This is a genomic window from Sulfurospirillum arcachonense DSM 9755, assembly GCF_000597725.1.
GTDB classification, from domain to species: domain Bacteria; phylum Campylobacterota; class Campylobacteria; order Campylobacterales; family Sulfurospirillaceae; genus Sulfurospirillum_A; species Sulfurospirillum_A arcachonense.
In genome coordinates this window covers 1-24226 of the sequence record NZ_JFBL01000006.1, presented here as the reverse complement: position 1 = coordinate 24226, position 24226 = coordinate 1, and the positions used below count along the sequence as shown (strand labels likewise).

23 protein-coding genes and 1 pseudogene are annotated in these 24226 nt (G+C 29.1%); 11 read left to right on the top strand and 13 right to left on the bottom strand.

Annotated elements, in window-relative coordinates; translation table 11 throughout:
• From K354_RS0106040 to rarD, 3 genes are all read right to left on the bottom strand, one after another.
• Window positions 1-1155 carry an amino acid ABC transporter permease gene (locus tag K354_RS0106040; RefSeq protein ID WP_024954606.1) on the bottom strand — a complete coding sequence of 385 codons (1155 nt, stop codon included), beginning with the start codon at window positions 1153-1155 and terminating at the stop codon, window positions 1-3.
• Between the two features lie 107 nt (window positions 1156-1262).
• A complete protein-coding gene (locus K354_RS0106035; protein ID WP_024954605.1) occupies window positions 1263-2273 on the bottom strand; it encodes an amino acid ABC transporter substrate-binding protein in 1011 nt (336 codons plus the stop codon).
• Window positions 2274-2433: 160 nt separating this feature from the next.
• On the bottom strand, window positions 2434-3312 hold the full coding sequence (rarD, locus tag K354_RS14025; RefSeq protein ID WP_037940355.1) for an EamA family transporter RarD: 879 nt from the start codon (window positions 3310-3312) through the stop codon (window positions 2434-2436).
• Window positions 3313-3421: 109 nt separating this feature from the next.
• Here rarD and K354_RS0106025 point away from each other — a divergent pair, with 109 nt between their 5' ends.
• Together K354_RS0106025 and K354_RS14650 are read left to right on the top strand one after the other, a co-directional pair.
• Window positions 3422-4789, top strand: coding sequence for a class II 3-deoxy-7-phosphoheptulonate synthase (locus K354_RS0106025; protein WP_024954604.1), 1368 nt, complete (start codon window positions 3422-3424; stop codon window positions 4787-4789).
• 301 nt (window positions 4790-5090) lie between these two features.
• Window positions 5091-7040 carry a methyl-accepting chemotaxis protein gene (locus K354_RS14650; RefSeq protein WP_024954603.1) on the top strand — a complete coding sequence of 650 codons (1950 nt, stop codon included), beginning with the start codon at window positions 5091-5093 and terminating at the stop codon, window positions 7038-7040.
• 33 nt (window positions 7041-7073) lie between these two features.
• Here the strand turns inward: K354_RS14650 and K354_RS0106015 are convergent, their stop codons facing one another.
• From K354_RS0106015 to ygiD, 3 genes are read right to left on the bottom strand one after another with little or no spacing between them, the layout of a single operon-like run.
• Window positions 7074-7679 carry an ATP-binding cassette domain-containing protein gene (locus K354_RS0106015; protein WP_024954602.1) on the bottom strand — a complete coding sequence of 202 codons (606 nt, stop codon included), beginning with the start codon at window positions 7677-7679 and terminating at the stop codon, window positions 7074-7076.
• The gene (locus K354_RS0106010) at window positions 7666-8901 is read right to left on the bottom strand and encodes a glutamate-5-semialdehyde dehydrogenase (RefSeq protein ID WP_024954601.1); all 1236 of its coding nucleotides are present in this window, start codon (window positions 8899-8901) and stop codon (window positions 7666-7668) included. Before K354_RS0106010 ends, K354_RS0106015 begins: the two co-directional genes overlap by 14 nt.
• A 60-nt stretch (window positions 8902-8961) precedes the next feature.
• A complete protein-coding gene (gene ygiD / locus K354_RS0106005) occupies window positions 8962-9834 on the bottom strand; it encodes a 4,5-DOPA-extradiol-dioxygenase (RefSeq protein WP_024954600.1) in 873 nt (290 codons plus the stop codon).
• Window positions 9835-10036: 202 nt separating this feature from the next.
• On the opposite strand from ygiD, the gene K354_RS0106000 reads away from it, so the two are divergent.
• From K354_RS0106000 to mnmH, 8 genes are read left to right on the top strand one after another with little or no spacing between them, the layout of a single operon-like run.
• Window positions 10037-10993, top strand: a complete 957-nt coding sequence (locus K354_RS0106000) for an NAD(P)-binding domain-containing protein (protein ID WP_024954599.1) — start codon at window positions 10037-10039, stop codon at window positions 10991-10993.
• A gap of 8 nt (window positions 10994-11001) precedes the next feature.
• A complete protein-coding gene (locus tag K354_RS0105995) occupies window positions 11002-13260 on the top strand; it encodes a coiled-coil domain-containing protein (protein WP_024954598.1) in 2259 nt (752 codons plus the stop codon).
• Complete coding sequence (locus tag K354_RS0105990; RefSeq protein WP_024954597.1) at window positions 13247-13945, top strand: tRNA1(Val) (adenine(37)-N6)-methyltransferase; 699 nt, start codon at window positions 13247-13249, stop codon at window positions 13943-13945. Before K354_RS0105995 ends, K354_RS0105990 begins: the two co-directional genes overlap by 14 nt.
• On the top strand, window positions 13933-14313 hold the full coding sequence (locus K354_RS0105985) for a YkgJ family cysteine cluster protein (protein WP_024954596.1): 381 nt from the start codon (window positions 13933-13935) through the stop codon (window positions 14311-14313). Before K354_RS0105990 ends, K354_RS0105985 begins: the two co-directional genes overlap by 13 nt.
• Entirely contained in the window at window positions 14301-15557 is a 1257-nt protein-coding gene (locus K354_RS0105980) for a tetratricopeptide repeat protein (protein WP_245600576.1), read from the top strand. Before K354_RS0105985 ends, K354_RS0105980 begins: the two co-directional genes overlap by 13 nt.
• Complete coding sequence (gene trpC / locus K354_RS0105975) at window positions 15554-16339, top strand: indole-3-glycerol phosphate synthase TrpC (protein WP_024954594.1); 786 nt, start codon at window positions 15554-15556, stop codon at window positions 16337-16339. The genes K354_RS0105980 and trpC overlap by 4 nt, the downstream gene beginning before the upstream one ends.
• 13 nt (window positions 16340-16352) lie before the next feature.
• Window positions 16353-16838, top strand: coding sequence for an HIT family protein (locus K354_RS0105970; RefSeq protein ID WP_024954593.1), 486 nt, complete (start codon window positions 16353-16355; stop codon window positions 16836-16838).
• 26 nt (window positions 16839-16864) lie between these two features.
• A complete protein-coding gene (gene mnmH / locus K354_RS0105965; RefSeq protein WP_024954592.1) occupies window positions 16865-17881 on the top strand; it encodes a tRNA 2-selenouridine(34) synthase MnmH in 1017 nt (338 codons plus the stop codon).
• Here the strand turns inward: mnmH and K354_RS0105960 are convergent.
• From K354_RS0105960 to K354_RS0105930, 7 genes are read right to left on the bottom strand one after another with little or no spacing between them, the layout of a single operon-like run.
• Entirely contained in the window at window positions 17817-18503 is a 687-nt protein-coding gene (locus K354_RS0105960) for an energy-coupling factor ABC transporter ATP-binding protein (RefSeq protein ID WP_024954591.1), read from the bottom strand. The two genes, mnmH and K354_RS0105960, sit on opposite strands and share 65 nt — an antisense overlap.
• Entirely contained in the window at window positions 18500-19153 is a 654-nt protein-coding gene (locus K354_RS14015) for an energy-coupling factor transporter transmembrane component T family protein (RefSeq protein ID WP_024954590.1), read from the bottom strand. The genes K354_RS0105960 and K354_RS14015 overlap by 4 nt, the downstream gene beginning before the upstream one ends.
• Window positions 19150-19539: an Ig-like domain-containing protein gene (locus tag K354_RS0105950; protein ID WP_024954589.1), complete on the bottom strand. Its 390-nt coding sequence runs from the start codon at window positions 19537-19539 to the stop codon at window positions 19150-19152. Before K354_RS0105950 ends, K354_RS14015 begins: the two co-directional genes overlap by 4 nt.
• Window positions 19536-20135 carry a cobalt transporter CbiM gene (gene cbiM, locus K354_RS0105945; protein WP_024954588.1) on the bottom strand — a complete coding sequence of 200 codons (600 nt, stop codon included), beginning with the start codon at window positions 20133-20135 and terminating at the stop codon, window positions 19536-19538. The genes K354_RS0105950 and cbiM overlap by 4 nt, the downstream gene beginning before the upstream one ends.
• Window positions 20135-20878, bottom strand: coding sequence for a DUF4198 domain-containing protein (locus K354_RS0105940; RefSeq protein WP_024954587.1), 744 nt, complete (start codon window positions 20876-20878; stop codon window positions 20135-20137). Before K354_RS0105940 ends, cbiM begins: the two co-directional genes overlap by 1 nt.
• Window positions 20879-20927: 49 nt before the next feature.
• Window positions 20928-21848 (bottom strand): 4-hydroxythreonine-4-phosphate dehydrogenase, encoded by a 921-nt coding sequence (pdxA, locus tag K354_RS0105935; RefSeq protein ID WP_024954586.1) that lies wholly within the window; start codon window positions 21846-21848, stop codon window positions 20928-20930.
• Between the two features lie 9 nt (window positions 21849-21857).
• Window positions 21858-22637 (bottom strand): pyridoxine 5'-phosphate synthase, encoded by a 780-nt coding sequence (locus K354_RS0105930; protein ID WP_024954585.1) that lies wholly within the window; start codon window positions 22635-22637, stop codon window positions 21858-21860.
• A gap of 201 nt (window positions 22638-22838) precedes the next feature.
• On the opposite strand from K354_RS0105930, the pseudogene K354_RS14645 reads away from it, so the two are divergent.
• Window positions 22839-24226, top strand: a pseudogene (locus K354_RS14645) (methyl-accepting chemotaxis protein); the annotation flags it as partial.

Here is a 24226-nt window from a genome sequence, read left to right as displayed (position 1 = left end):
TTATCTTTCCTTAATTTTCATTTTGTGATTAAACCAGTTTAGTATTGCTGAGACAACTAAACTAATTGTTAAATAAACAAGCATAGTCATAGCAATAATTTCTATAGCTTGACCTACTTGATTAAGGGATGTTCCTGAAAAAACAGTTACAATTTCTGGGTAACCAATAGCAGTTGCCAGTGAAGAGTTTTTTATAAGATTTAAGTACTGATTTATTGTTGGAGGAATTGCTATTCTAATTGCTTGAGGTAACACTACAAGTTTTAAAGCTTGATATTGACTTAAGCCAATCGAAGCAGCAGCTTCTTTTTGACCTTTACTCACAGCTTCTATACCACTTCTCACAGCTTCTGCTATAAATGTAGCAGTATAGATTACTAAAGCAAAAGTAAGTGCTAAGAATTCTGGTGATATAGATTTACCACCTCTAAAGTTAAAACCTTGTAAAGAAGGATAATCAAAATTGAAATTTGCTCCGCCAATGAAGTAAGCAATAATTGGTAGAATAATAAAAAGAGCAAAGCCAATTATAATAATAGGAAAATCTTTTCCTGTCTCTTCTTGTTTTTTATTTCCCCATATATTTAGAAAAAATATACTTACAATAGCAACAACAAAACTAGCTAAAATAGTTAAGGTTGTTGAATTTATATCTGGTTGGGGTATATATAAACCACGGTTATTCATAAATATATCACCAGCAAATTCCAAGCTTTTTCTTGGTGCTGGTAATGATTTGAGAACCACGTTATACCAAAATAAAATTTGAAGAAGTATAGGAATATTTCTAAATATGTCTATATAAGCCGCAGACATTTTTCTAATAAGCCAGTTATTTGAAAGTCTTAAAACACCAATAATAAGACCTAATATTGTAGAAAAAATGATACCAACAAATCCAATAATAAGTGTATTTGAAAGACCAACAAAAAAGACTCTACCATGAGTATCTGTTTCTTGATATGAAATTGGAGCTTCATCAATTCCAAAACCAGCTGTACTATTTAAAAATTCAAAACCAGTTTTAATGCCTCTTTGTTCTATATTGGACATAGTATTTGAGCCAATATACCACAAAAAAGCAACTAAACCTATAACAGTTAATAACTGAAATAGTATTCCTCTAACCTTTTGATTTCTTAAAGCATGCATCATAGCTTAGCTTCTCCGAAAAGTGCTAACATCTGAATCCTTTTTTTAGAGGTAAGATTTTAAAATCTTACCTCGAGATTGTTTTTTATTTTTATTGTGTTGAGTGATTATTATCTAAATGGAGGAGAGTATTGTAATCCACCTTTTGTCCATAAAGCATTAATACCTCTTTTAATATTTAAAGGAGTATTAACACCAACATTTCTCTCAAATACTTCACCATAATTACCAACTTGTTTAACAATTTGATATGCCCAATCAGCACTTAAGCCAAGATTTGCACCCATTTTACCTTCTGTTCCTAGGATTCTTTTTACAGTAGGATTAGTTGAAGTTTTCATTTTGTCAGCATTTTTGCTAGTGATTCCTGATTCTTCAGCTGCTACCATAGCATTAAAAGACCATTTTACAATGTTAAACCAAGCATCATCACCTTGTCTTACAACAGGTCCTAAAGGCTCTTTAGAAATTATTTCAGGAAGAACTATATGGTTAGATTTATCTTTTAGTTTTGTTCTTAGGCCATAAAGTTGAGAAGCATCAGATGTAAGAATATCACATCTACCATTTTCATAACTAGCAACAACTTGATCATTTGTATCATATGCTACAGTTTTATATTTCATACCATTTGCTCTGAAGTAATCCGCAACATTTAATTCTGTTGTAGTACCAGTTTGGATACAAACAGAAGCACCATCTAATTCTTTAGCACTTTTAACACCTAAGCTTTTTCTTACCATAAAGCCTTGACCATCATAGTAGTTTACACCAGCAAAGTTAAGACCTAAAGATGTATCTCTACTTTCTGTCCAAGTTGTATTTCTTACTAAAACATCAATTTCACCTGATTGAAGAGCAGCTAATCTTTCTTTAGCATTTAAAGAAATATACTTAACTTTTGTAGCATCACCTAAAGTTGCAGCAGCGATTGCACGACAACCATCAACATCCATACCTTTATATACACCACCACTTAAAACTTCTGAAAAACCTGGTAGACCACCGTCAATACCACATTTTACAAATCCTTGTTTTTTTACATCTTCCAATGTACCAGCAGTCGCACTTATACCTATAAGAGCAATCGCAGCTAATGATAACTTAGCTAATTTAGTCATGTGAATCCTTTTAAAGTTTGATATCTACGATTTATAAAAATTTATTAATCGCTAAAATGTCATTGTACTAGAAAATGACTCGTATAAGTTAAAATGTATGTATAAAAAATAGGCAGAGATTAAAAATATTAAATCTGTTTCATCAAGTAACATTCTTTAACTATTTATAACTTTTTCTTTTAATTGAAAATAGAAATAGTGCAAACCATATCATAATGAACGTTATAAGTTTATCTGTATTTAGTGGTTCATTATATACAAAAATAGCAAGTAAAAAAGAGATACTAGGGCCAATGTATTGTAAAAACCCAAGTTTCATCATAGATATTTTTGTTGCAGCAGAATTAAACCAGATAAGTGGGATAATTGTAATGAGTCCTGCGGCAATTAAAAGGTAAGAAGTTATATCTAAAGGAATAACAAAAGCATTTTGATTAATTGTAAACAAATAGATAAGATAAAAAAGTGCAAAAGGTGATACTAAAAAAGTTTCAACAAGTAAACCAGAAATTGATTCTACATGTACTTTTTTTCTTGCTAATCCATATAAAGCAAAACTAAAAGCAAGCATTAAAGAGATTATTGGTAACTGCCCTAAAGCGTATACTTGGTAAACAATTGCCATAAAAGCAATGAAAATAGCACAAGTTTGTAGTTTAGTCATTCTTTCTTTAAAAAAAATATATCCCAAAAGTACACTTAATAAAGGGTTGATATAGTAACCTAAACTAGCTTCTACAATTTTATTATTTGAAATTGCCCATATAAATGTAAGCCAATTGAGTGAAACAAGTAGTGCTGAAATAAAAAGTATTTTTAATTTTTTAGTATCTTTTAAAATAATAATTAAGTTTTTAAAAGATTTTGTTATGAAAAGTAAAACAATCAAAAATATTACTGACCATAAAATTCTATGAACTAAAACTTCAGAAGGATTAACATGACTTACCATCTTAAAATAGATAGGAACAAGACCCCAAAATGAGAATGCCATAATTGCGTATATTGTACCTTGTATCTCTTGTGAGAAGTTTTTCAAACGATATTCCTTGATTTAGTTATATAAGAGTAGCATTGTATCTTAAAAAATATGCAATATATAGAGTATTTTTGGTATAATGATAAAATTTTTTAAAAAAGGTATAAAAATGAGTAAGTGGACAAGAACTTCTTGGAGAAATTTTAATATAAAGCAACAACCAACTTATAACGACATCAACAAACTGAATGAAGTTGAAAAAGAGTTAAATAATTTTCCACCACTTGTTTTTGCAGGTGAAGTTAGAAAGCTAAAAGAAGAGTTATCTAAAGTAAACCGTGGAGAAGCATTCTTACTTCAAGGTGGTGATTGTGCAGAAAGTTTTAGTGAATTTAATGCTGATAATATAAGAGATATGTTTAAAGTCATGATGCAAATGGCAGTTGTATTGACATTTGCTGGTGGTTGTCCTATTGTAAAAGTTGGACGTTTGGCTGGACAATTTGCAAAACCTCGTTCTTCTGATTTTGAAGAGTTCAATGGCGTATCACTTCCAAGTTATAGGGGTGATATTATAAATGATAATGATTTTACTGAAAGCTCACGAATACCAGATCCAGATAGAATGGTAAAAGCATATAATCAATCAAGTGCAACAATGAATTTACTGCGTGCGTTTGCTCGTGGTGGTTTGGCAGATCTTCATAAGGTACACAAATGGAATTTAGATTTTATAAAAGATGGCTCACTTGGTGAAAAATATCAAAACCTTGCAGACAAGATTACTGAAACATTAGATTTTATGGAAGCGTGTGGTATTACATCAGTAAACACTCCTACTATTAATGAAACGACACTATATACTTCGCATGAAGCATTATTAATGAATTATGAAGAGGCACTTACAAGAGAAGATAGTTTAACGGGTGGTTGGTATGATTGTTCCGCTCATATGCTTTGGATTGGCGATAGAACTAGAGATGTAAATGATGCTCATGTTGAGTTTTTAAGAGGTGTTAAAAACCCTATTGGTATAAAAGCGGGACCGACAATGACTCCTGAAAATCTTCTTGAACTTATTGAAAAAGTGAATCCTGAGAATGAAGAAGGAAGATTAAATATTATAGTAAGAATGGGTGCTCAAAAAATAGAAGAAGAGTTTCCAAAACTTCTTCGAGCAGTAAAAGCAGCTGGTAAAAATGTTATTTGGAGTATAGATCCAATGCATGGCAATACTATTAAAACATCTAATAATTATAAAACAAGAGACTTTGAAGAAGTATTAAGAGAAGTAAAAGGCTTTTTTAAAGTACATAAAGAAGAGGGAACTTTTCCTGGTGGTGTTCACTTAGAAATGACAGGACAAGACGTAACAGAGTGTATAGGTGGCTCTGGAGATATAACAGAAAAAGATTTAGAGGCTCGTTATCATACTCATTGTGATCCAAGACTTAATGCTGATCAAGCACTTGAACTTGCATTTTTAATTGCAGAGTCTTTAAAAGAAGCTAGAAATAATCATAGAGAAGATAGATAAGCCCTTTCTTCAGTCTACATGTAAAGAAAATCTCTTTACATGTAGATTAATTTATATACTACAAATTTTCTAAATATACTTCTATAATTTTTATTCCTTAATAATTAAATATCTTAATAATTATTATCAAACATTTTAATAATTATAATTAAACAATAAAATATACTAATTAGTTTGTTGTATTAATAAAATATAAAGATTACTATTCGTAACTTTATAAAATAACTATAAGTAGATAAGTTACTATATTCAATAGTAAAATGACATTTTTGTGATAGTATAATCTTACAAGGAGGATATGATGAGTATAAAAGTAAAGTTCATACTTGCATTTGTAAGTATTGGGGTTCTTGTTGGAGGTTTAGTTGTTTTTGTAATCAGTAGTATGGGTAAATCTGATGATGGCTTTACAAAGTATAGAGCAATGGCAAAAGATACAGTTTTAGCTAGTCGGGTACAAGCAAATATGCTTATGGTTAGGATGAATGTAAAAGATTATTTAAAAACGAATTCAAAAAAAGATATTGATGAATTCAAACACTATTATGATATTACAATGAAGTATATAGATGAAGCATTAATTGAAATAAAAAAACCATCAAGAGTACCAAAAGTTAAAAAGATGGATAAAGATTTAGAGGAGTACAAAAAATATTTTTTTCAAGTTGTACAATACATTAAACAAAGAAATTCTTTAGTTAGCGGTCCTTTAGACATTAATGGTAAAAAAATAGAGCAATTATTAACATCTGTAATGAAAAGTGCAGATTTAGATGGAGATGCTAAATCAGCATTAGATACGGCCAAAAGCATAAGAATACTACTCCTTGCAAGGCTTTATACAGCTAAATTTCTTATTTCAAATTCACAAAATGATTTTGATAGAGTTCATAAAGAGTTTATTTACTTAAGTGAAGAGTTAATTAAAACGAAGAATAGTTTAGAAAATAAAACACGAATAGAAAACTTAGAAAATGCAATAAGTTTGATTAAAACATATGAAGATGGAGTCAAACAAATTGGCTCTATCATTAAAAAAAGAAATGCTCTTATAAATAACAAATTAAATGTACTTGGTCCAGAAATAGCTAAACTTGCTGAAGAGGTAAAACTCTCTATTAAAAAAGACCAAGATACTATTGGACCTATGGTTGCTAGTCAAAATGCATCAATCAAAAAACTTTCAATTATAGTTGGTATTGCTATACTGTTACTTATAATTTTTGTAAGTGTTTTTATGATAAAAAATATTTTAGCTCTTATGAAACCCACAAATTTTTTAGAAGGTATTGCTAAAAGTTTAACTAATGGAGAAGGAGATTTAACAAAAAGGTTGGTAGTAGAAGGTAAGGATGAGATTGCTACAGTCTCAAATTATATAAACTTATTTTTACAAGAAATTCAAGCTACCCTCAATTCAGTAAAACAAACAAGTAATGAAAATGCATCTATATCGCATGAGCTTTCAACAACGGCATTGTCTGTTGGTAAAAATGTTGAAAATTCTGTAACTATGGTAGCAGAAACAACTAAACAAGCAAATTCAATTAAAGATGAAATTTCTACTTCAATTTCAGCTTCACTAGAATCAAAAGAAAATATTCGTAGCGCAAATGAAAACTTAGGAATTGCACGAGAAGAGATTATTTCTTTAAGTTCCAAAGTTCATGAAACAGCTGCAACAGAATCTGAACTTGCTCAAAATATGGAGTTAGTTTCAAAAGATACCAATGAAGTTAAAAACGTTTTAGTAATCATTGGAGATATTGCTGATCAGACCAATCTTTTAGCTTTAAATGCAGCAATTGAAGCAGCACGTGCGGGAGAGCATGGTAGAGGGTTTGCTGTTGTTGCAGATGAAGTTAGAAAATTAGCAGAGAGAACACAAAAGACATTAACAGAGATAAATGCGACTATTAATGTTGTTGTTCAGTCTATTAATAATGCTTCAACACAAATGAGTAGCAATTCTGCTGAAATTCAAAAACTAGTAGATATTGCACAAGGGGTAGAAGATAGAATTAATTCTACTGTAAAAATAGTAGATAAAGCAGTACATGCAAATGATAGAACTGTAAAAGACTTTGAAAATACGGGAGAAAATGTAGAAAATATTGTAGGCAAAGTAGAAGAAATAAATGAAATTTCATCTACTAATGCAAGAAGTGTAGAAGAGATTGCAGGAGCTGCTGAGCATTTAAATACTTTAACAAATGAGTTAAACATAAAACTTGCAACTTTCCGCACATAATTTCTAAATATCTACATGTAAAGAAATTTATCTTTACATGTAGGTAGAGTCTAGTGCATCTAAATATATAATCCTATCGCTACACCAGTTTGCAAGGTGTTCATCATGAGTGATAAGAAGGATTCCAACTCTATCTAAAAACTTTACTAAGAGTTTCATGACTTCAAGTTGGGTAACATTATCAAGAGCACTTGTAGGCTCGTCTGCTAAAAGTAGTTTAGGCTTCATGAGAAGTGCTCTTAAAATAGAACAACGTTGCAGTTGACCTCCACTAAGTTCATGAGGTTTTTTCTCAAGTAGTTTAACGTCAAGTTCTAAATCTTTACAAATTTCTTTATATCCCTCCAATGTAGTTATATCTTCTATTTGATTTTTAATGCTATATGTAGGATGAAATGATGTATAAGGATCTTGAAAAATTTGTGAGATTTTACTACTTTGAATGGAGCCTTTAGTTGGAGCCAAGTTTTTAGTAATGAGTTCAAATAAAGTACTTTTTCCTGATCCACTTGCTCCAAGGATACATAGAACTTCACCAATATCTACATGTAAAGATAAATTTTCATATAAAGTTTTAGAGTTTTTGTATCCAAAGGAAAGATTTTCTATATGTAAAACTCTATTGTTATGCTCTTGCATTACCTTTCCCATAAATTTTAAATTTATATGTAGTCAAGTCATTGATACCCATAGGTCCACGAGAATGAAGTTTATTAGTACTTATGCCAACTTCAGCACCAAATCCAAACTCCGCGCCATCAGTAAATCTTGTACTAGCATTTATGTATACACACGCAGAATCAACACTATTTAAAAAATGCTCACCTGTTGTATAGTTTTCAGTAATTATCGCTTCAGAATGACCTGAACCATAATCATTTATATGCTCAATTGCTTCATTAACATCTTTAACTATTTTTATAGAAAGTATATTATCAAGATATTCAGTATTAAAATCTTCTTCATTTGCTAATTTAATATCTATAACTTCTATAGTGTTTTGACATCCTCTAAGCTCCGTCCCATGAGAATCATAGACCTCTTTTAAACGTTTTAAAACTTCATCTGCTATATCTACATGTACAAGCAATGTTTCCATTGCATTACATACTCCTGTTCTTTGACACTTTGCATTTACAGCTATTTTTATAGCATCTTTTATATTTGCATCTTTATCTATATATGTGTGACACAATCCTTTATCATGTTTAATAACAGGTACACTAGAATTTGCACTTATATATTTTATAAGTCCTTCACCCCCACGAGGGATAACTAAATCTATATATTTATCCATTTTTATAAGTTTAGCTACTGCTTCTCTTGAATTATCTGGAATAAGTGAAATTATCTCTTTTGGTAAATTGTTTTTAGTTAAAACTTCTTGTAAAATTTCAGCAATAATTTTATTACTATGAGCTGCTTCTTTTCCACCTTTTAGAACACAGACATTACCACTTTTAAAACACAGTGCTGCAGTATCACTTGTAACATTTGGACGACTTTCATAAATAATAGCAATAACGCCAATTGGAATAGAGACTTTTTCTATACGAAGTCCACTTGGAACTACCCAACCATCAAGTATCCTTCCTACTGGTTCTTTTAATATAGCTATTTCATTTATAGCCGTTGCCATAGCTTCTACTCTAGATTTATCTAAAAGAAGTCTATCTAGTAAAGCGGAACTTAAATTACTGCTTTTCCCTTCAATTAAATCTTTTTTATTTTCATTGATTATTATTTGGAAATTTTTTCTTAGTGCTTTTGCCATTTGGTTAAGAATATCAGTTTTAACACTTGGTTCTAATAAAGCAATTGTTTTTGTTGAATTTTTTAAGTTTTTTAGAAATTGTTCCACTCATTAGCTCCATTTTTTAATTATATTAGTGTACATTTTTTTCTCTTAATATACTATATTTTAGGAAAAAAGAACAGAACGCATAGAAAATGAACCAGATTGAAAACCTTGAGCATAGTAGTTAGCTTTTTCTTCCTCTTTTACACTGCCTAATACATATAAAAGAGGTAAAAAATGCTCTGGTGTTGGTACTGACATCTTAGCATCTTTACCCATTTTTTCATAGTTTGCTAAAGCTTTAAAGTCACCACTATTTATTTTAGAAACAACACTATCATCAAAATTTTGAGCCCATTCATGAACAATATTTCTCGTACCTAGTTGGCTATCTTGTCTTGCACTTGGAATATTATGTGTGATATTTCCTGAACCAATAATCATAACTCCTTCATCTCTTAAATGACGTATTTCTTGAGCCAATAAATAATGATCCATCGGTGTAAGAGAACGTGCTAAACTAAATTGGAAAACAGGAACATCTGCTTTTGGAAATAGTCTTGATAAAACACTCCATGCTCCATGGTCTAATCCTTGATTATTATCCATCAATATTTTGTCATTTAAGTTATGACTTAAATTTTGTGCAATTATAGGAGCACCTGGAGCTGGATATTTTTTTTCATACATATAATCTGGAAAACCATAAAAATCATAAATCATAGGCGGTTGGATACTTGTTGATACTGTTGGAAATATAGTTTCCCAATGTGCAGAAACAACTAAAATTGCTTTTGGTTTATGAATATTTTTTGCTAAGATATCCCACTCTTTAGTAAATTCATTTGTAGTAAATGCATTCATTGGTGTTCCATGTCCTATAAATAATGCAGGAGCTCGATTTTTTTCTTTTGTATTTGTTGCCCATGAAGGTAGAGCCGTTAGAATTGTGGCTAGTCCTGCTAAGTAAGTGAATTTTCTTCTATTAATTTTCATTTATTTTTACCTTGAATATTTAGTCTTAAAGTATGCAGTATAATATATTTTTGTAAATTTTAAATTAATAATAAAAAAGTAGATATAAAAAGAGTGATTTTTCTAAAAGTATTATAATTTGTATATAAAATAGGCTTTATTTAAAAGATAATTTATGACAACAAGGTATAATGCTTATAAATATTAAAATAATGGAAAAACAATGCAAGAAATTTATGACATGGTTATCATTGGTGGAGGACCTGGCGGTATTGGTGCAGCTGTAGAATCTAAAATTTTAGGTTTGGATAAAATTTTGATGATTGAAAAAGGGGATAACCATTCTCAAACCATTAGAAGATTTTATAAAGATAATAAACGAGTTGATAAAGATTATAAAGGACAAGTAATTGAACTTGCAGGTCATGTTGATTTTAAAGATGGAACAAAAGAGAGTACATTAAATTATTTTGACTCACTTTTAGATAATGATGAGCTTGATGCTGTATTTAATTCTGAAGTTGAAAAAATAAAAAAAGATGGTGATATATTTCAAATCATCACTACAACAGCTGGTTATGCATCTAAAAATGTTATTGTTGCTATAGGGACTATGGGAAAACCTAATAAACCTAGCTATAAAATACCTCTTTCATTAAAAAGCAGAGTAAATTTCAACCTAGATAAATGTTCTGAGGGTGAAAAACTTTTACTTGTCGGTGGTGGAAATTCTGCTGCAGAATATGCTATAGAGCTTTCAAAAACAAATACAGTTACTCTTAATTATAGAAGAGATAAATTTACAAGATTGAATGATATTAATGAAAAAATGATTTTAGAATTTAATGGTGAAGAAAAATTACGTTTAAGAATGGGTGTAGATATAGAATCTTTAGAAAATGAGAATGGATTAGTTAAAGTGAATTATACAGATGGTTATCACACTGTTTATGATCGGGTTATTTATGCAATAGGTGGTACTACTCCTATTGATTTTTTAAGAAATTGTGGAATAACTTTTGATGAAAATAATAAAGCAGAGTTTGATGAAAACTATGAAACTAAAACTAAAGGTCTTTATTTAGCAGGGGATATCGCTGTTAGAAGTGGTGGTTCAATCGCATTAGCACTTAATCATGCACATCATATAATTGAACATATTCTAAGTACAAAGAAGTAAATATATAAATGAATAATACAAACAATTCTTTTTCTATTTTTTTAAATATAGTGTTGGGTTTACTTTTTTTAGGTAGCCTGGTATTTACCTACTTTTTTGGGAATTTTGATGGTATTAGTTTAAAAGATCTTAATGCTAATTATCGGTTAAAAAGTGAATTAAGTTTTGCTGATTTACCAAAAAATATTCAAACAAAATATATAAGTAGAAATAAAATAGAAAATAGAAGTGTTTCAAATGCTAGTATTACAAAAGCTTTTGATAATGAGGGCAATCCTTTAGTTATAGAAGCTGAAGATATAGATGATTTTAGGGAAATTGTTAAATCTTTACAAGATAGAGTAGTTTTTTTAGAAAAAGAGAATATATTTCTTTCTAATGATAAAGAAGAACTTTTAAAAATTGTTCAACATGAAAAAGCAAAAAACAATACTGATCAAAAGACTTTATTAACAAATAACTTAGAAAAAATAAATGAAGCGGAACAACAGCATTATAAAAATATTAGTGAATTAACTCAAAAGATTAATGATTTACAACGAGAAAATATTAGATTATCGCAACAAATTAATGGAAAGAATGATCTTTCAAAATTAGAAATTGATAAATTAAAAACAAAAATTGAAGATGAAAAAAAATTAGCAAAAAAGCATGAATTAGAAGTTATTGAAGCGAATAAATTAAAATTTTCTGCTATTAGTAATGAAAATAAACTCTTACATGTAAAATTAAAAGAAATTAACAATACTTTAAAAGAGCAAAGAAGCAGTAGAATTGTAGATATTGGAAAAAAAGATCAGCAAATTACATTATTGCAAAATAAAATTAATGAACTTATGGTAGAAAAAAATGTAATTTTAACAAAAAAGAGTCAAGCTATTTTAGAATTGGAAAAGGCCAATAGTAAAAAACTTGAAGAATTTGATGATATCATTAAAAATAGTGGTGCTCAAAAAGAGGCTATTAAAGAAGAGTACAAAAAAACTATAAAAAAATTAGAATTAAAATATAAAAAAATAATAGAAGATCAAAAAGTTGCAATAGCTACAATTGAGCAAAAACTTGAAAAGCAAAAAGAAAATACATCAATGATACTTGAAAATGCAGAAAAAGAAATATTGCTTCAAGGTAAAAAATTCAATGAAGAATCAAAAAAAATAATTCAAACATATGGAACAAAATTAGAAAAAATTAAAAATGATAATAGTAATTTATCCAATCAAGTAAATCAACTTTTAAGTGAAAATAAAAATTTATTATCTACATTAGAAACTCAAAAAGTTGCAACTTATAAGAGTAATGATACGATTTTACAATTACAAGACAAGATAAATGTTTTAGAAAACAAAGAAAAAAATGTAGATACTGAAGTTAATGAACTTGTAAAAATAAATGAAGAAAAACATAATAAAAATTATAAAATCTTAAATCAAAGAATTGCTAATTTAGAAAAAGATATAAAATTTAAACAAAAAGAAAATAATAGTCTTCTTAAAAAACTGACTAACGAAAAAACAGATTTACATACGCAGCTAAATGATTTGATTAGTGAAAACAATAAAAAAAGTGAAAATATAAGTGATTTGCAAAATACTATAGCGAGTATAACAAAGAAAAAAAATGAACTTGAATTAAATGAACATGAAAAACTATTAAAAATAAGGAAATCTTTTGATGAATTGCAAACAAGTGTTCTTAAAAGAGAAAAAGAATATGAAATCCTTATTCAAGAGTTAAAAGAAAAAGTTGTTGCTAAAGATAATGAAGTTATATCAAAAGATAAAAATAAATTAGATGAGTATGTAAGAGAAATTACTTCACTAAAAAATACTATTAAAACATTAAGTGAAAAAGGCAAAACAACTGTTCCTATCTCGGATAAAAAGAGGAAACTAGAGAGAATAGGAAAAGTTGAGTGTGATGATATGAATTCTGGTAACTTTAAAATATCTTCTACATGTAAAGCTAAGGTAAGTAAGTTTTTAAGTAATTATGATACTTCAAATTACTTTGAAGTTATTCCAATAGTTGGAACGGGTGGTTTTGCATCTTTAAATCTTATTAAAAGAAAAAGTAAATTAGGTATTGAAGATAAAGAAATTGAAAGATTAACAAAATTAGCAAATTTAGGGTTAGGAAAACACCGTGCAAAAGAGGGCGGTTGGTTAATTCGTGAAAAATTTGGTGATAATGCAAAAATCAGTTATACAGTTTATAATATAGAAGCTAAGAATAAGCGAGGTTTTGTAATACGTGTCTATAGATAATACTTTATATCTTTTTCAGTATAAAGAAGGATATAGGTACAATAGTGATTCTTTGTTGTTATATGATTTTATAATAAAGCTAAAACCAAATGGCTCAGTTTTAGATGTTGGAAGTGGGAGTGGAATTTTAGGGTTATTAATTAAACGTGATTTTCCTCATATTGAATTATCTCAAATAGATGTTCAAGATACTCATGTTAGTCTTACTTCTAAAAGTGCTCAGCACAATAGCTTAGATACAGAGGTTTTTTTAGGAGACATTAGAACTCATGCTTTTGATAAAAAGTTTGATATGATAATTTCTAATCCACCATTTTATCATACGGGCACCCAAAAGAGTGAAAATGAATCTCTAAAGATAAGTAGACACAGTGATGCGCTTCCTTTTGAAGAACTGGTAAAAGCAGTATCGTCAAATTTGAAACCTAGAGGGGCATTTGTATTTTGTTATGACGCAAAACAGATTGATACTTTAATGGCTATCTTATTTCAATCAAAATTTAAAGTAAATGATTTACGCTTTGTACATACAAAAGAGACTAATGATGCTTCATTGGTATTGATACATGCTAAAAAAAGTTCAAAATCTTTATGTAAAATTTTACCACCACTTTATATGGGTAGTAAAGAAGTGAAAAGTATTTATGATAAATCAAAAACGAAGAGTATTTTATGGGAGAATTAATAACGCAAGAGGGTTTCCCTTACTCTTTTGACTCTAGTGCTTGTTCTGAGTGTAAAGGTCGCTGTTGCATTGGTGAGAGTGGTTATATTTGGCTGAACCCAAAAGAGATAACAAGATTGGCAGAAAAATTAAATATAAATAGAGATGAGTTTATCAATAAGTATTTATTAAAAATAGGGTATCGTTATAGTATTAAAGAATTAGTTTTTAATGATGGTTTTAAATGTATATTTTTTGATACTAAAAAGCAAATGTGTAGTGTTTATGAAGCGAGACCAGCGCAATGTCGCACATTTCCTTTTTGGGATTATTTTAAAAACAATATAAGAGAGGTAGAAAAAGAGTGTCCAGGTATTTGCAAGTTATAGTAATTTTTATAGTTTTTTTATTGGCCGGATGTTCACTCCAAGGACCAAATGAAGTAGGGAAAAAATCTTTTGACAATGAAGACTATATGATTCTTGTTGCATTAGAACAGCAAAGAGTAGGAAATAAACAAAGTGCTATGGAAATGTACAAGATACTATATGAAAAAAGTAAAAAATTAAATTACCTCATAGAAGCAACAAAAATATCTTATTCTTTAAAAAATAGTAATGAAATGAAAAATCTTCTTGAAGAAGGACTTAAAGAAGCTCCAAATAATAAAATATTAAAACGTTTAGAAATAGTTTATTTAGTAAAAGAAGAAAAATATAAAGATGCAGAAAATAAGATATTAGAACTTTTAAAAGTAGATAAAAGTGTAAAAAACCTCAAAATAGCAGGTTCAATATATTTTCAAAAAAAATCTTATGATTTGGCTTTAAAATATTTTGAAAGTGCTTATAAAGAAGACAATGATGAAAATTCACTTTTAAATGTAATTGATATTGAGTATAACTATGTGGATAAAAAAGATGAAGCAATAGCTTTATTAGAAACACATATTAGAATGCAGTCTTGTGAGATTAATACGTGCTTTAAACTTATAGAGATTTATGGTAAAGAAAAAAATATTAATGGAATTATTTCTACTTATAAAAAATTATATTCAAGATTTAAAAGTGAAGAGTATGCTAAAAAAGTGATAGAGTTACTTGTGTACACTAAAAATAAAAAAGGTGCTATAAAATTTTTAGATGAAAGTGGTTATAGTCAAGAGATGCTACTAAATATTTATGTCTCTTCTCATGATTTTAAAGGAGCTTTTAAAATCGCTGAAAGACTTTATAAAAAAACTAAAAATATTAATTATTTAGGCAAAATGGCAATATATGAGTATGAATTAAATAAAAATAAAATAAGTAAAAAAGTTTTAAAATCAGTCTCAAAGAAATTTGAAAAAGTTGTTTCAAAACTACATGATCCTTTGTATCTCAATTATTATGGTTATCTTTTAATTGAACATGATATAAATATAAAAAAAGGAATAGGGCTTGTACAAGAAGCACTTTTAAAAGAACCTAATTCGCCATTTTATTTAGATTCATTGGCTTGGGGTTATTATAAATTAGGACGTTGCAAAAAAGCAAAAGTGATTATGGATAAGCTTATAAAAAATAGTACAGAAAAAGAGTTGATAGAACATTCGATAAAAATAGATAAATGTGTTAAGGGTAAAAGTAAATGATATTAGATGAGATAATTTTAAAAACAAAAGATGACTTAGAAAAAAGAAAAAAAGAGTTTACTATGGACTGGTTAGGTCGTAGTTTAGCTTTTAATCCTTATGCCCCAAGAGATATTAAACCATATTTAACGGCTACAAAAGAAGATCCTTATAGAATTATTGCAGAAGTCAAAAAAGCAAGTCCTAGTAAGGGTATTATAAAAGAAGATTTTGATCCCCTTCTAATTGCAAAAGAGTATGAAAATGGTGGTGCAAGTGCAATTTCTGTTTTAACTGAACCTCATTATTTTAAAGGTAATATTGAGTATTTGACACAAATAAGAAGGTATGTAGCAACTCCACTGTTAAGAAAAGATTTTATAGTTGATGAGTATCAGATTCTTGAAGCAGTTGTTTATGGAGCAGATTTTGTTTTACTTATTGCAAAAGCTTTGAGTAAAAAAGAATTAAAGGCTTTATTGGAGTATACTTGGAGGCTTGGTATGGAAGCGTTAGTGGAAATCCATGATAAAGAAGATTTAACTAAAGCTATTTTTGCAGGAGCAAATATAATAGGTGTGAATCACAGAAATCTTGATACTTTTGAAATGGATATGGATTTGACTGAAAAACTTATGCCTTTAATTCCAAATGGAAAGATTATAGTAGCAGAGAGTGGACTTAATAATAAGGCAGTCATTGAGCATTTAAGTAAAGTTGGAGCAGATGCCTTTTTGATTGGTGAACATTTTATGAGAGAAGAGAATATTAGCGAGTCATTAAAAGAAATAAAAAAAGTTTAAAGGAAAAAATAGCATGGATTATCTTTATGCCCCTTGGAGAGATGAGTATATTAAAAAAGAACAAAAAGGGTGTCCTTTTTGTTATATCGTTGATAATCCTGAAAAAGATGAAGAGTGTCAAGTCCTATATCGCTCAGAAAATTGTTTTTTAGTTATGAATAAATATCCATATACATCTGGACATTTTATGGTTATCCCTAATATACATGTAGAGTCAATTGAACTTCTTGATGGTGATATTTGGTTAGAGATGAGTAATCTTGTGCAAAAATCTGTAAAAATATTAAAAGAAGACTTGGGGGCACATGGCATAAATATTGGCATGAATTTAGGTGAATGTGGAGGTGCAGGAATCCCTGATCATGTACATTATCATTTAGTACCTCGTTGGCCAAGAGACACAAACTTTATAACTACTATTGGTGAAACGAGAGTCTTTTCTACTGATTCTAACAAAATTTATAAAAAGCTTAAAGATATTATAAACGAAAAGTTTTAATTCATGAGTAATAGGCATAAATCTTTATGTTAATAGAACAAAATATTGATGAATTTTGTAATGATATCAATACTTATGAATTAATTATTGATGCAAGAAGTCCTAAAGAGTTTAAAGAATCTCATTTACCAACAGCAATCAATTTTTACGCGCTTAGTGATAAAGAGCATCATGAAATAGGTGAGATGTATGTACAAAAGTCTAAACCTGATGCAAAAGTATTAGGAGCTAGTTATATCTGTCATAATGCAGCAGAGCACTTAAAAACAATATATCAAAAATGTCAAATTGGAAGTAAAATAGGCATATATTGTGCAAAAGGTGGTTTACGTTCAACTTCATTAGCTACAATTCTTTCTTTTACAGGGTATCGTGTATATAAAATTGAGCGGGGTTATAAAGATTATAGATCATATGTTTTAAAATATTTAGAAAATTTTAGGCATAAAAATTTTTTAGTTCTTGGAGGCAATACGGGTTGTGGTAAAAGTGAACTTATTCAGAAGTTAACTCCTTCTATTGATTTAGAAAATTTAGCAAATCATTTTGGCTCAACTTTTGGATTGATGAATGGTGCACAGCCAAGTCAAAAAGCTTTTGAAAATGAACTAGTTTATAAACTAGGAAATATAGATGAAAATTCTTGGATTTTTATAGAAGGGGAAAGTAAAAGAATAGGCTCAATTATTCAGCCTGATTTACTCTATAAAAGATTTCAAGAAAGTATACGCATTGAGGTAACTGCTCCATTAGAACAAAGAGTGCAAAGAATACTTAAAGATTATATAAATATTGATGATGAATACTTTTTTAACTCAATGAATATTATAACTCCCTATATAAGAAAAAGTTCAAAAAAAGAGGCTATTAAAAGTTATGAAAATAGAGATCTAGCAAAAGTTGCTGAAATCTTATTAGTTGATTATTATGATCAAGTTTATAGAAAACCAAAGAATATAAAGTATATAGTGGACAATACTAATGAGAGTGAGGCTTTATCCTGTCTGAAAGAGATTCAATTAGAACTAAACCATTTGGGGTAATTTCATAAATTTTATCAACAATTGAGTCTATAAATTCTCTATTATGAGATACAATAATGATACTTTTATCTATTTTTTTTAAAATTTCAACAAGTTTTAGTTGCATTTTATAATCTAGTCCATTTGTAGGCTCATCTAGTAGCATAAGACGAGGTTCAGTGACAAGAACACCTGCAAGTGCAACAAGTTTTTTTTCACCACCAGAGAGATTATAAACTATCTTTTCTTTTAAGTGAATAATTCCTAAATCATCTAACATCATATTGGCTTTTAAAAGAGCTTTTTCTTTTTTAATACCAGCACTCAGTAAAGAAAAGGCAACATCATCTATAACGATTGGTGCTAAAAATTGGTTATCTGAGTTTTGAAAAAGGTAGCCTATTAAATCTCTCATAGGTTTAAAATCTTTTTCATTTTCTATTTTGTTATGAAAGAGCTCAAGTAAACCAGAGTCTTTTTGTTTAAGACCTGCAATAATATCAAGAAGAGTTGTTTTACCACAGCCATTAGGACCAATAATAGCAATTTTTTCTTTATGAGACACATTTAAATTTATATCTTTACAAAGATTATTTCCTCCATTTTCATATGAAAGTTTTTTTAGTGTTACGGAACAACTCATAGTTTAATTTCTCCTACATGTAAAGATAATGATATGATAACAAAAATAAATATAATAAAATCAATTCTTGTAAACTTATCAACTTTACTCTGATAAACTTTACCTTGAAAATTTCTTAGCAACATAGTATTTTTCAATTTATCTGCTTTATCAAAACATTTTACAATCATCATCCCAATTACATTTGCATATATTTTATAACTAAATACATTACTTTTTGCTTGAAAATTTCTTATTTTCATTACTTTTTTAGTTATTTCAAATTCTTCTTTTATTATAGTTATAAATTTAGCAACAAAAAAGAAAAGGCTAGAGAGTTTATTGGGGACTCTTAGTGTTTGTAATGATATAGCGATATCAAATATACTTTTATTCCAAAAAATAAGTAATGTAAAAAGTAGAAGGGCATTTGAGCGAAGAAAAACTAAAAGAGCTAATTCATAGTCTTGATTTAATAGGGCACTAGCACTTACCATAACAATGAAAACATTTAATAATAATAATCTTTTTAATGTTTCAAAAATAGCTTTTCGTTGAAGTAACATTAATAACAAAGATGGCAAAAACATACTTATATAAATCGTATCAAAAAAAGATAATCCAAAACTATATATTGTAGTTGTTATAAGTCCAAATGAGGCTGATATCACTTTTTGATTACTTTTAAAAATAAAAACATTAAAAGAATGATTCCTAACGCTAGGAACATTTTCATAAAAGTTACATTTTTCTCTTCAGTGATTTCATTATCACTTTCATAAGAAATTTTATTTTTATGTCCCATTGAAGCGGTAACTTCAATATTAACTTTTTTTGAAGTAAATGGAAAACTGATGGTTCCATTGGAATCCGTTTTTCCGCTATTAATCACTACATTGTTTGCATTCATAACTTTGACTTCACAATTTTGACATGTATCACTTTTATTAAAATAACTTTTAACATGCAAGAGTTTTCCATCATCATCTGCAAGTATATAAAGCCTATGCCCAAAAACAGATGAAAGTAATAGAATACTTAAAAATAGTATTTTCATTTTATCTGCTTTAAAATTTTAGGATAAACTTTTTCTAAAAAAAGTAGGGCAAACATAGTAATAAAACCTTCTAAAAACATAATAGGAACATGTGCCATAAATGCTATCTCTGCTGCTACCATAAAGGATTCTCCATTTAAAGCTAAAGTAGTAGATAAAAATAGAGCCGATAAAGATATAGGTAAAAATCCTATTAAAAAATATTGTATCTTTTTCAAAATTGCATTATCAACATGTAAAGATATTATAGCAAAACCAAGTAGCGAAGGTAAAGCAAGGTTTAAAGTATTGATGCCAAGGGTGCTTACTCCACCATAGCCAAAAAGCAAACCTTGCAAAAGAAGGGCTATAAGTATAGCAATAAAGGCTCTCGTACCTAATATAGCACCAATGATACCGTTAAGTATAAGATGAACAGAAGTTGGACCAATGGGAACATGTATAAATGAAGCTAAAAAGAAAAGAGCAGAAAAGACCGCTACTAAAGGAATTTCTTCGTTTTTTAGTTTTTTAAGAGCATATATACTAACAACTAGAGATACGATAGCTCCTGCTATCAGTATCTCTGGCTTTAATACACCTTCACTAATGTGCATTATTTCATCTCGTAGGTTTTTACCCAGATTAAGGCCCCAAGCTCAACAGGATATTCTTTACCATCTTTATTAATAGTCACATCATCATCAATCAAAGCAGCAAATCCCCACCATCCTGTTTTTGGCATAGCAAAATGAAATACTCCATTAGCATCAGCTTTAATAACCTGTGTTATATGACCATCTGTTGGTGCTTCTTTCTTGTTTGTATTTAAATATTCAACTTCTATATATGCATAAGGAACAGGTTTTCCTTTATATAAAACTGTTGCTGAAAAGATGTTACTTGTATATAAACTATAAGGACGAGTTAGTGGAACAATTTCAGCTTTTACCCCTATTGGTTGGTCCCAACCTTCACCTGCATTGTGTACATCAATGATAGTTTTTGTTAAGTGGCGGATAAATTTACCTTCACTTGGTTCAAAATATGGCTTAGGATCAACAAAAAATTGATAATCCCCCATCTCTTTAAATTTTTGTGTATAAGACCATGTCTTAAAATCTTTAACCTTAGAAGCTTTTAATTTGTTTGTTAAATCTATTTTTTTACCATCTAAAAAATAACCAAAAAAGTTTGGTTTTTCCATTTGCATATAAGTTTGTTCAAAAGGATGCATAAATGCTAAATCAATAGTTTGTTTTTTACTAGTAGTGACTACATCATTTTTTGGTATTAATATTTGAAAATGTGCATTTAAGACTGTAGTAAGAAAGACAAGAAGTGGTAGTATTAATTTCATGAGATTAACCTTATTTAGTAATATTTTATTTGAAATCATATTATGTCACTTATTTTCTTAGAGAAAGTTTAACTGCTTCTTGTATGGCATTTATATAACTTTTGCAAGATGGATGAGCATCTTCATAAGCTATATCAAAAGCAGTACCATGATCAACAGAAGTTCTTATAATACCAGCATCTAAGCTTACATTTATACTTTCATCAAAGTATAAAGCTTTTAAGGGAATCAGACCTTGATCATGGTACATACAGGCAAAATATTTGTATTTTTCACGATTTGCCTTGGTAAAAGCAGTATCAGGAACAAGAGGTCCTATAAAAACTTTTTTATCTAATTTTTTATTTGCTTTTTTTATTGCTTTTTTGATGACAAAGTCTTCATCGCCTATAACTCCACCATCTCCAGCATGGGGATTAAACCCTAATACAGCAATTTTATCTACATGTAAAGATTCGTAGATTTTTATAAGAAACTTTTTTAATTTATGAGTATCAAGAGTTTCACTTACACTTTTTAGTGGAATGTGGTGCGTATAGAGTATCGTAAACATTTCTTCACAGCCAAGCATCATTATGGCATTTGAGTCAAGTAAATCACTTAAAGCATCAGTATGTCCTTTGTACTTTATACCAGCTTTAGACCATGATTCTTTGTTTATAGGAAGTGTAACAATCCCTTCAACTTCTTTTTTTTGTGCAAGCGTAATGGCTGTAGTAAATGAATCATAAGAGAGTTGTCCTGCTTCTTTATTACTTATTCCAGGTTTTATATCAAATACATCTCCACACTCTTTACATGTAAAGTCATAAGGAACATCTAAGCCGAGCCAAGCTGCACCCCATGTAAGCATATTTTTGTTTATGCAATAGATTGGAATACAAAATTCTTTTATAAGCTCATGTGAACGTAGGGCTATTTCAAGTCCTATACCGTTAATATCACCAATGCTAATCGCTAATTTTTTCATCTCTCTTCTTTAATTGATTTTATCTATCATCTCTTTTACTGCACACTCAAATCCAGTAAAAACACTACGAGCGATGATACTTTGTCCGATATTAAGTTCTATAATCTCTTTTATATCAGCAATAGGTTTTACATTTTGATAATTCAGTCCATGTCCAGCAGCTACTTTTAAACCAAGATCATTTGCTTGTTGTGCTGCATTTTGTATCTCTTTTGTTGCATCATCAAGTTTTTGACGTAACTGCTCTCTTGATAACTCTAAATCTTTGATTGAGTGATGTGTATTTTTAAGGTTTGAATAAAGCATTGCATATACATTTGCATAGTGACCAGTATGGAGTTCTATCCACTGCGCATTGATGCTTTTTGCCATTTTGATTTGAAGTATATCTGGGTCAATAAAAACAGATAACTCTATATTAGCTTTTTCTAACCTAGTAGAAATATCTTTAATAGCTTGAAAGTTTTTAATAACATCAAGACCACCTTCAGTAGTAACTTCTTCTCTTTTTTCAGGAACAAGTGTAACTCTATGAGGATTCATTTCTATAACAGTATCAATAATATCAGCTGCAATTGCACACTCCATGTTTATCGGAAGTTGTGAGTTTTCTATAATACGAACAGCATCCATATCGTTGATATGGCGTCTATCTTCTCTTAAGTGTATAGTTATTTGGTCTGCTCCAGCTCTTTTTACTAATGATACTGCATCAAGAGGATCAGGATCATTGATTTTTCTTGCTTCTCTTAAAACAGCAATATGGTCTATATTTACACCTAAAAGCATAGTTATCCTTTTTTTGAGTTATTTTATCCAAAATATTTATAAAGTAAGTTTTATGTATATAAAGTAGAAATTTTAGGTGTATAGGGTTTAAGTTATATAGGAATAAGATATATTTGATAAGTAATGAAAGGATGTGTGATGAATTTCAAAACTAAGATTATCGGCTCGTATGTTGTTATTGTGTTTGTTTTAGTTGTTACTAACGTATTTTTATACTCAAATTTAACTAAAATTGAAAGTCATGTCTCTGAGTTAAATAGTAAAATATTTAATGGTATTACACTTTTACTTGAGGCAGATAGGGATGCGTATCAATCAAATGTTGCTCTATTAGCATCTACTAATGAAGGACAAGAAAAAAATAGAGCTAAGCTGATTAAGAGTGCATATGATAATTTGCAACAAACTAAAGATAGGTTTGGCAAATTTCAAAAAAATATTGCTAGTTTTTTGCCAAATGAAAAACAAAGGTTTGAAAATTTTAAAAAAATGCATGATGCTACTAAAAAAGATACAGATACACTCGTAGCATTAGTAAAAAAAGACGCATTAAATGATGCTTCAAATCTCTATTATAGCTCATACGCTAAAAATTTTGAGTCAATGAGAGATAAGTTAGATGAATTTACTGAGCTTACTTATAAAGTAATGGAAGTGGAAAATACAGATGTAAATGATTTAATAATATCATCTGAACAGAAGTTTTTAATTTCTGCTTCTATTAGTGTATTGTTAGCTTTTGTATTTTCACTCCTACTAGGACGTTCTGTTACAAAATCAACAGGTATCTTAAATGATACATTTGAAAACCTAGCAAGTGCTGAGGCAGATTTGTCGATGCGTTTAGAAAAAAATGGTTTAGAAAAAGAGTTTGCACTTATCGTTGATAATGCAAATAAGTTTATAGAAAAGCTTCAAGTCATTATCAATAATGCAAAAGAAGTTTCAAGTGAAAACTCAGCCATAGCAAGTGAACTTTCTTCTACTGCTGTACATGTAGGAAATAATTCTGAAAAACAGAGTCAATATGTAAGTAAAACTGCACAAAATGGTAAAGAATTGAGTGAACAATTAAAAGATTCCGTAGAAGAAGCAAAACAATCACAAAAAGAGTTATTAGGAACAAATGAGCAAATGTCAGAAATGACAAGTAAAGTTGATACCTTACAAAATGCTATGACAGAGACTATGCAGAGTGAATTATCTTTACAAACAAAATTATCTCAAGCTTCTGATAATGCAAATGAAGTTAAAAATGTCTTAGATGTCATTAGAGATATAGCAGACCAAACAAATTTACTTGCACTCAATGCTGCTATTGAAGCTGCTCGTGCAGGTGAACATGGACGAGGATTTGCAGTTGTTGCTGATGAAGTTAGAGCTTTGGCTGAGCGTACACAAAAATCTTTAGGTGAGATTGATGCTACAACAAATTTAGTTGTTCAAAGTGTTATGGAAAGTACAGATGAGATAAATACTAATGCAAAAAAAGTAGAAGAGTTAACAAATATATCAGCAGAACTACAAATTGTTATTCAAAATGTAGTTGGAGTATTAGAATCAGCAGTAGGATCAGCAGGAAAATCAGT

Coding starts and splice junctions, on each gene's coding strand:
- mnmH (WP_024954592.1), top strand. CDS start 16,865: ATGTTAATAGAACAAAATATTGATGAATTTTGTAATGATATCAATACT.
- cbiM (WP_024954588.1), bottom strand. CDS start 20,135: ATGCACATTAGTGAAGGTGTATTAAAGCCAGAGATACTGATAGCAGGA.
- K354_RS0106035 (WP_024954605.1), bottom strand. CDS start 2,273: ATGACTAAATTAGCTAAGTTATCATTAGCTGCGATTGCTCTTATAGGT.
- K354_RS0105985 (WP_024954596.1), top strand. CDS start 13,933: ATGGGAGAATTAATAACGCAAGAGGGTTTCCCTTACTCTTTTGACTCT.
- K354_RS0106000 (WP_024954599.1), top strand. CDS start 10,037: ATGCAAGAAATTTATGACATGGTTATCATTGGTGGAGGACCTGGCGGT.
- K354_RS0106040 (WP_024954606.1), bottom strand. CDS start 1,155: ATGATGCATGCTTTAAGAAATCAAAAGGTTAGAGGAATACTATTTCAG.
- K354_RS0105930 (WP_024954585.1), bottom strand. CDS start 22,637: ATGCTTTTAGGTGTAAATATAGACCATATTGCTGTTTTAAGAGAAGCA.
- ygiD (WP_024954600.1), bottom strand. CDS start 9,834: ATGAAAATTAATAGAAGAAAATTCACTTACTTAGCAGGACTAGCCACA.
- K354_RS14650 (WP_024954603.1), top strand. CDS start 5,091: ATGAGTATAAAAGTAAAGTTCATACTTGCATTTGTAAGTATTGGGGTT.
- trpC (WP_024954594.1), top strand. CDS start 15,554: ATGATATTAGATGAGATAATTTTAAAAACAAAAGATGACTTAGAAAAA.
- K354_RS0105970 (WP_024954593.1), top strand. CDS start 16,353: ATGGATTATCTTTATGCCCCTTGGAGAGATGAGTATATTAAAAAAGAA.
- K354_RS0105960 (WP_024954591.1), bottom strand. CDS start 18,503: ATGAGTTGTTCCGTAACACTAAAAAAACTTTCATATGAAAATGGAGGA.
- K354_RS0105950 (WP_024954589.1), bottom strand. CDS start 19,539: ATGAAAATACTATTTTTAAGTATTCTATTACTTTCATCTGTTTTTGGG.
- K354_RS0105995 (WP_024954598.1), top strand. CDS start 11,002: ATGAATAATACAAACAATTCTTTTTCTATTTTTTTAAATATAGTGTTG.
- K354_RS0105940 (WP_024954587.1), bottom strand. CDS start 20,878: ATGAAATTAATACTACCACTTCTTGTCTTTCTTACTACAGTCTTAAAT.
- K354_RS0106025 (WP_024954604.1), top strand. CDS start 3,422: ATGAGTAAGTGGACAAGAACTTCTTGGAGAAATTTTAATATAAAGCAA.
- pdxA (WP_024954586.1), bottom strand. CDS start 21,848: ATGAAAAAATTAGCGATTAGCATTGGTGATATTAACGGTATAGGACTT.
- K354_RS0106015 (WP_024954602.1), bottom strand. CDS start 7,679: ATGCAAGAGCATAACAATAGAGTTTTACATATAGAAAATCTTTCCTTT.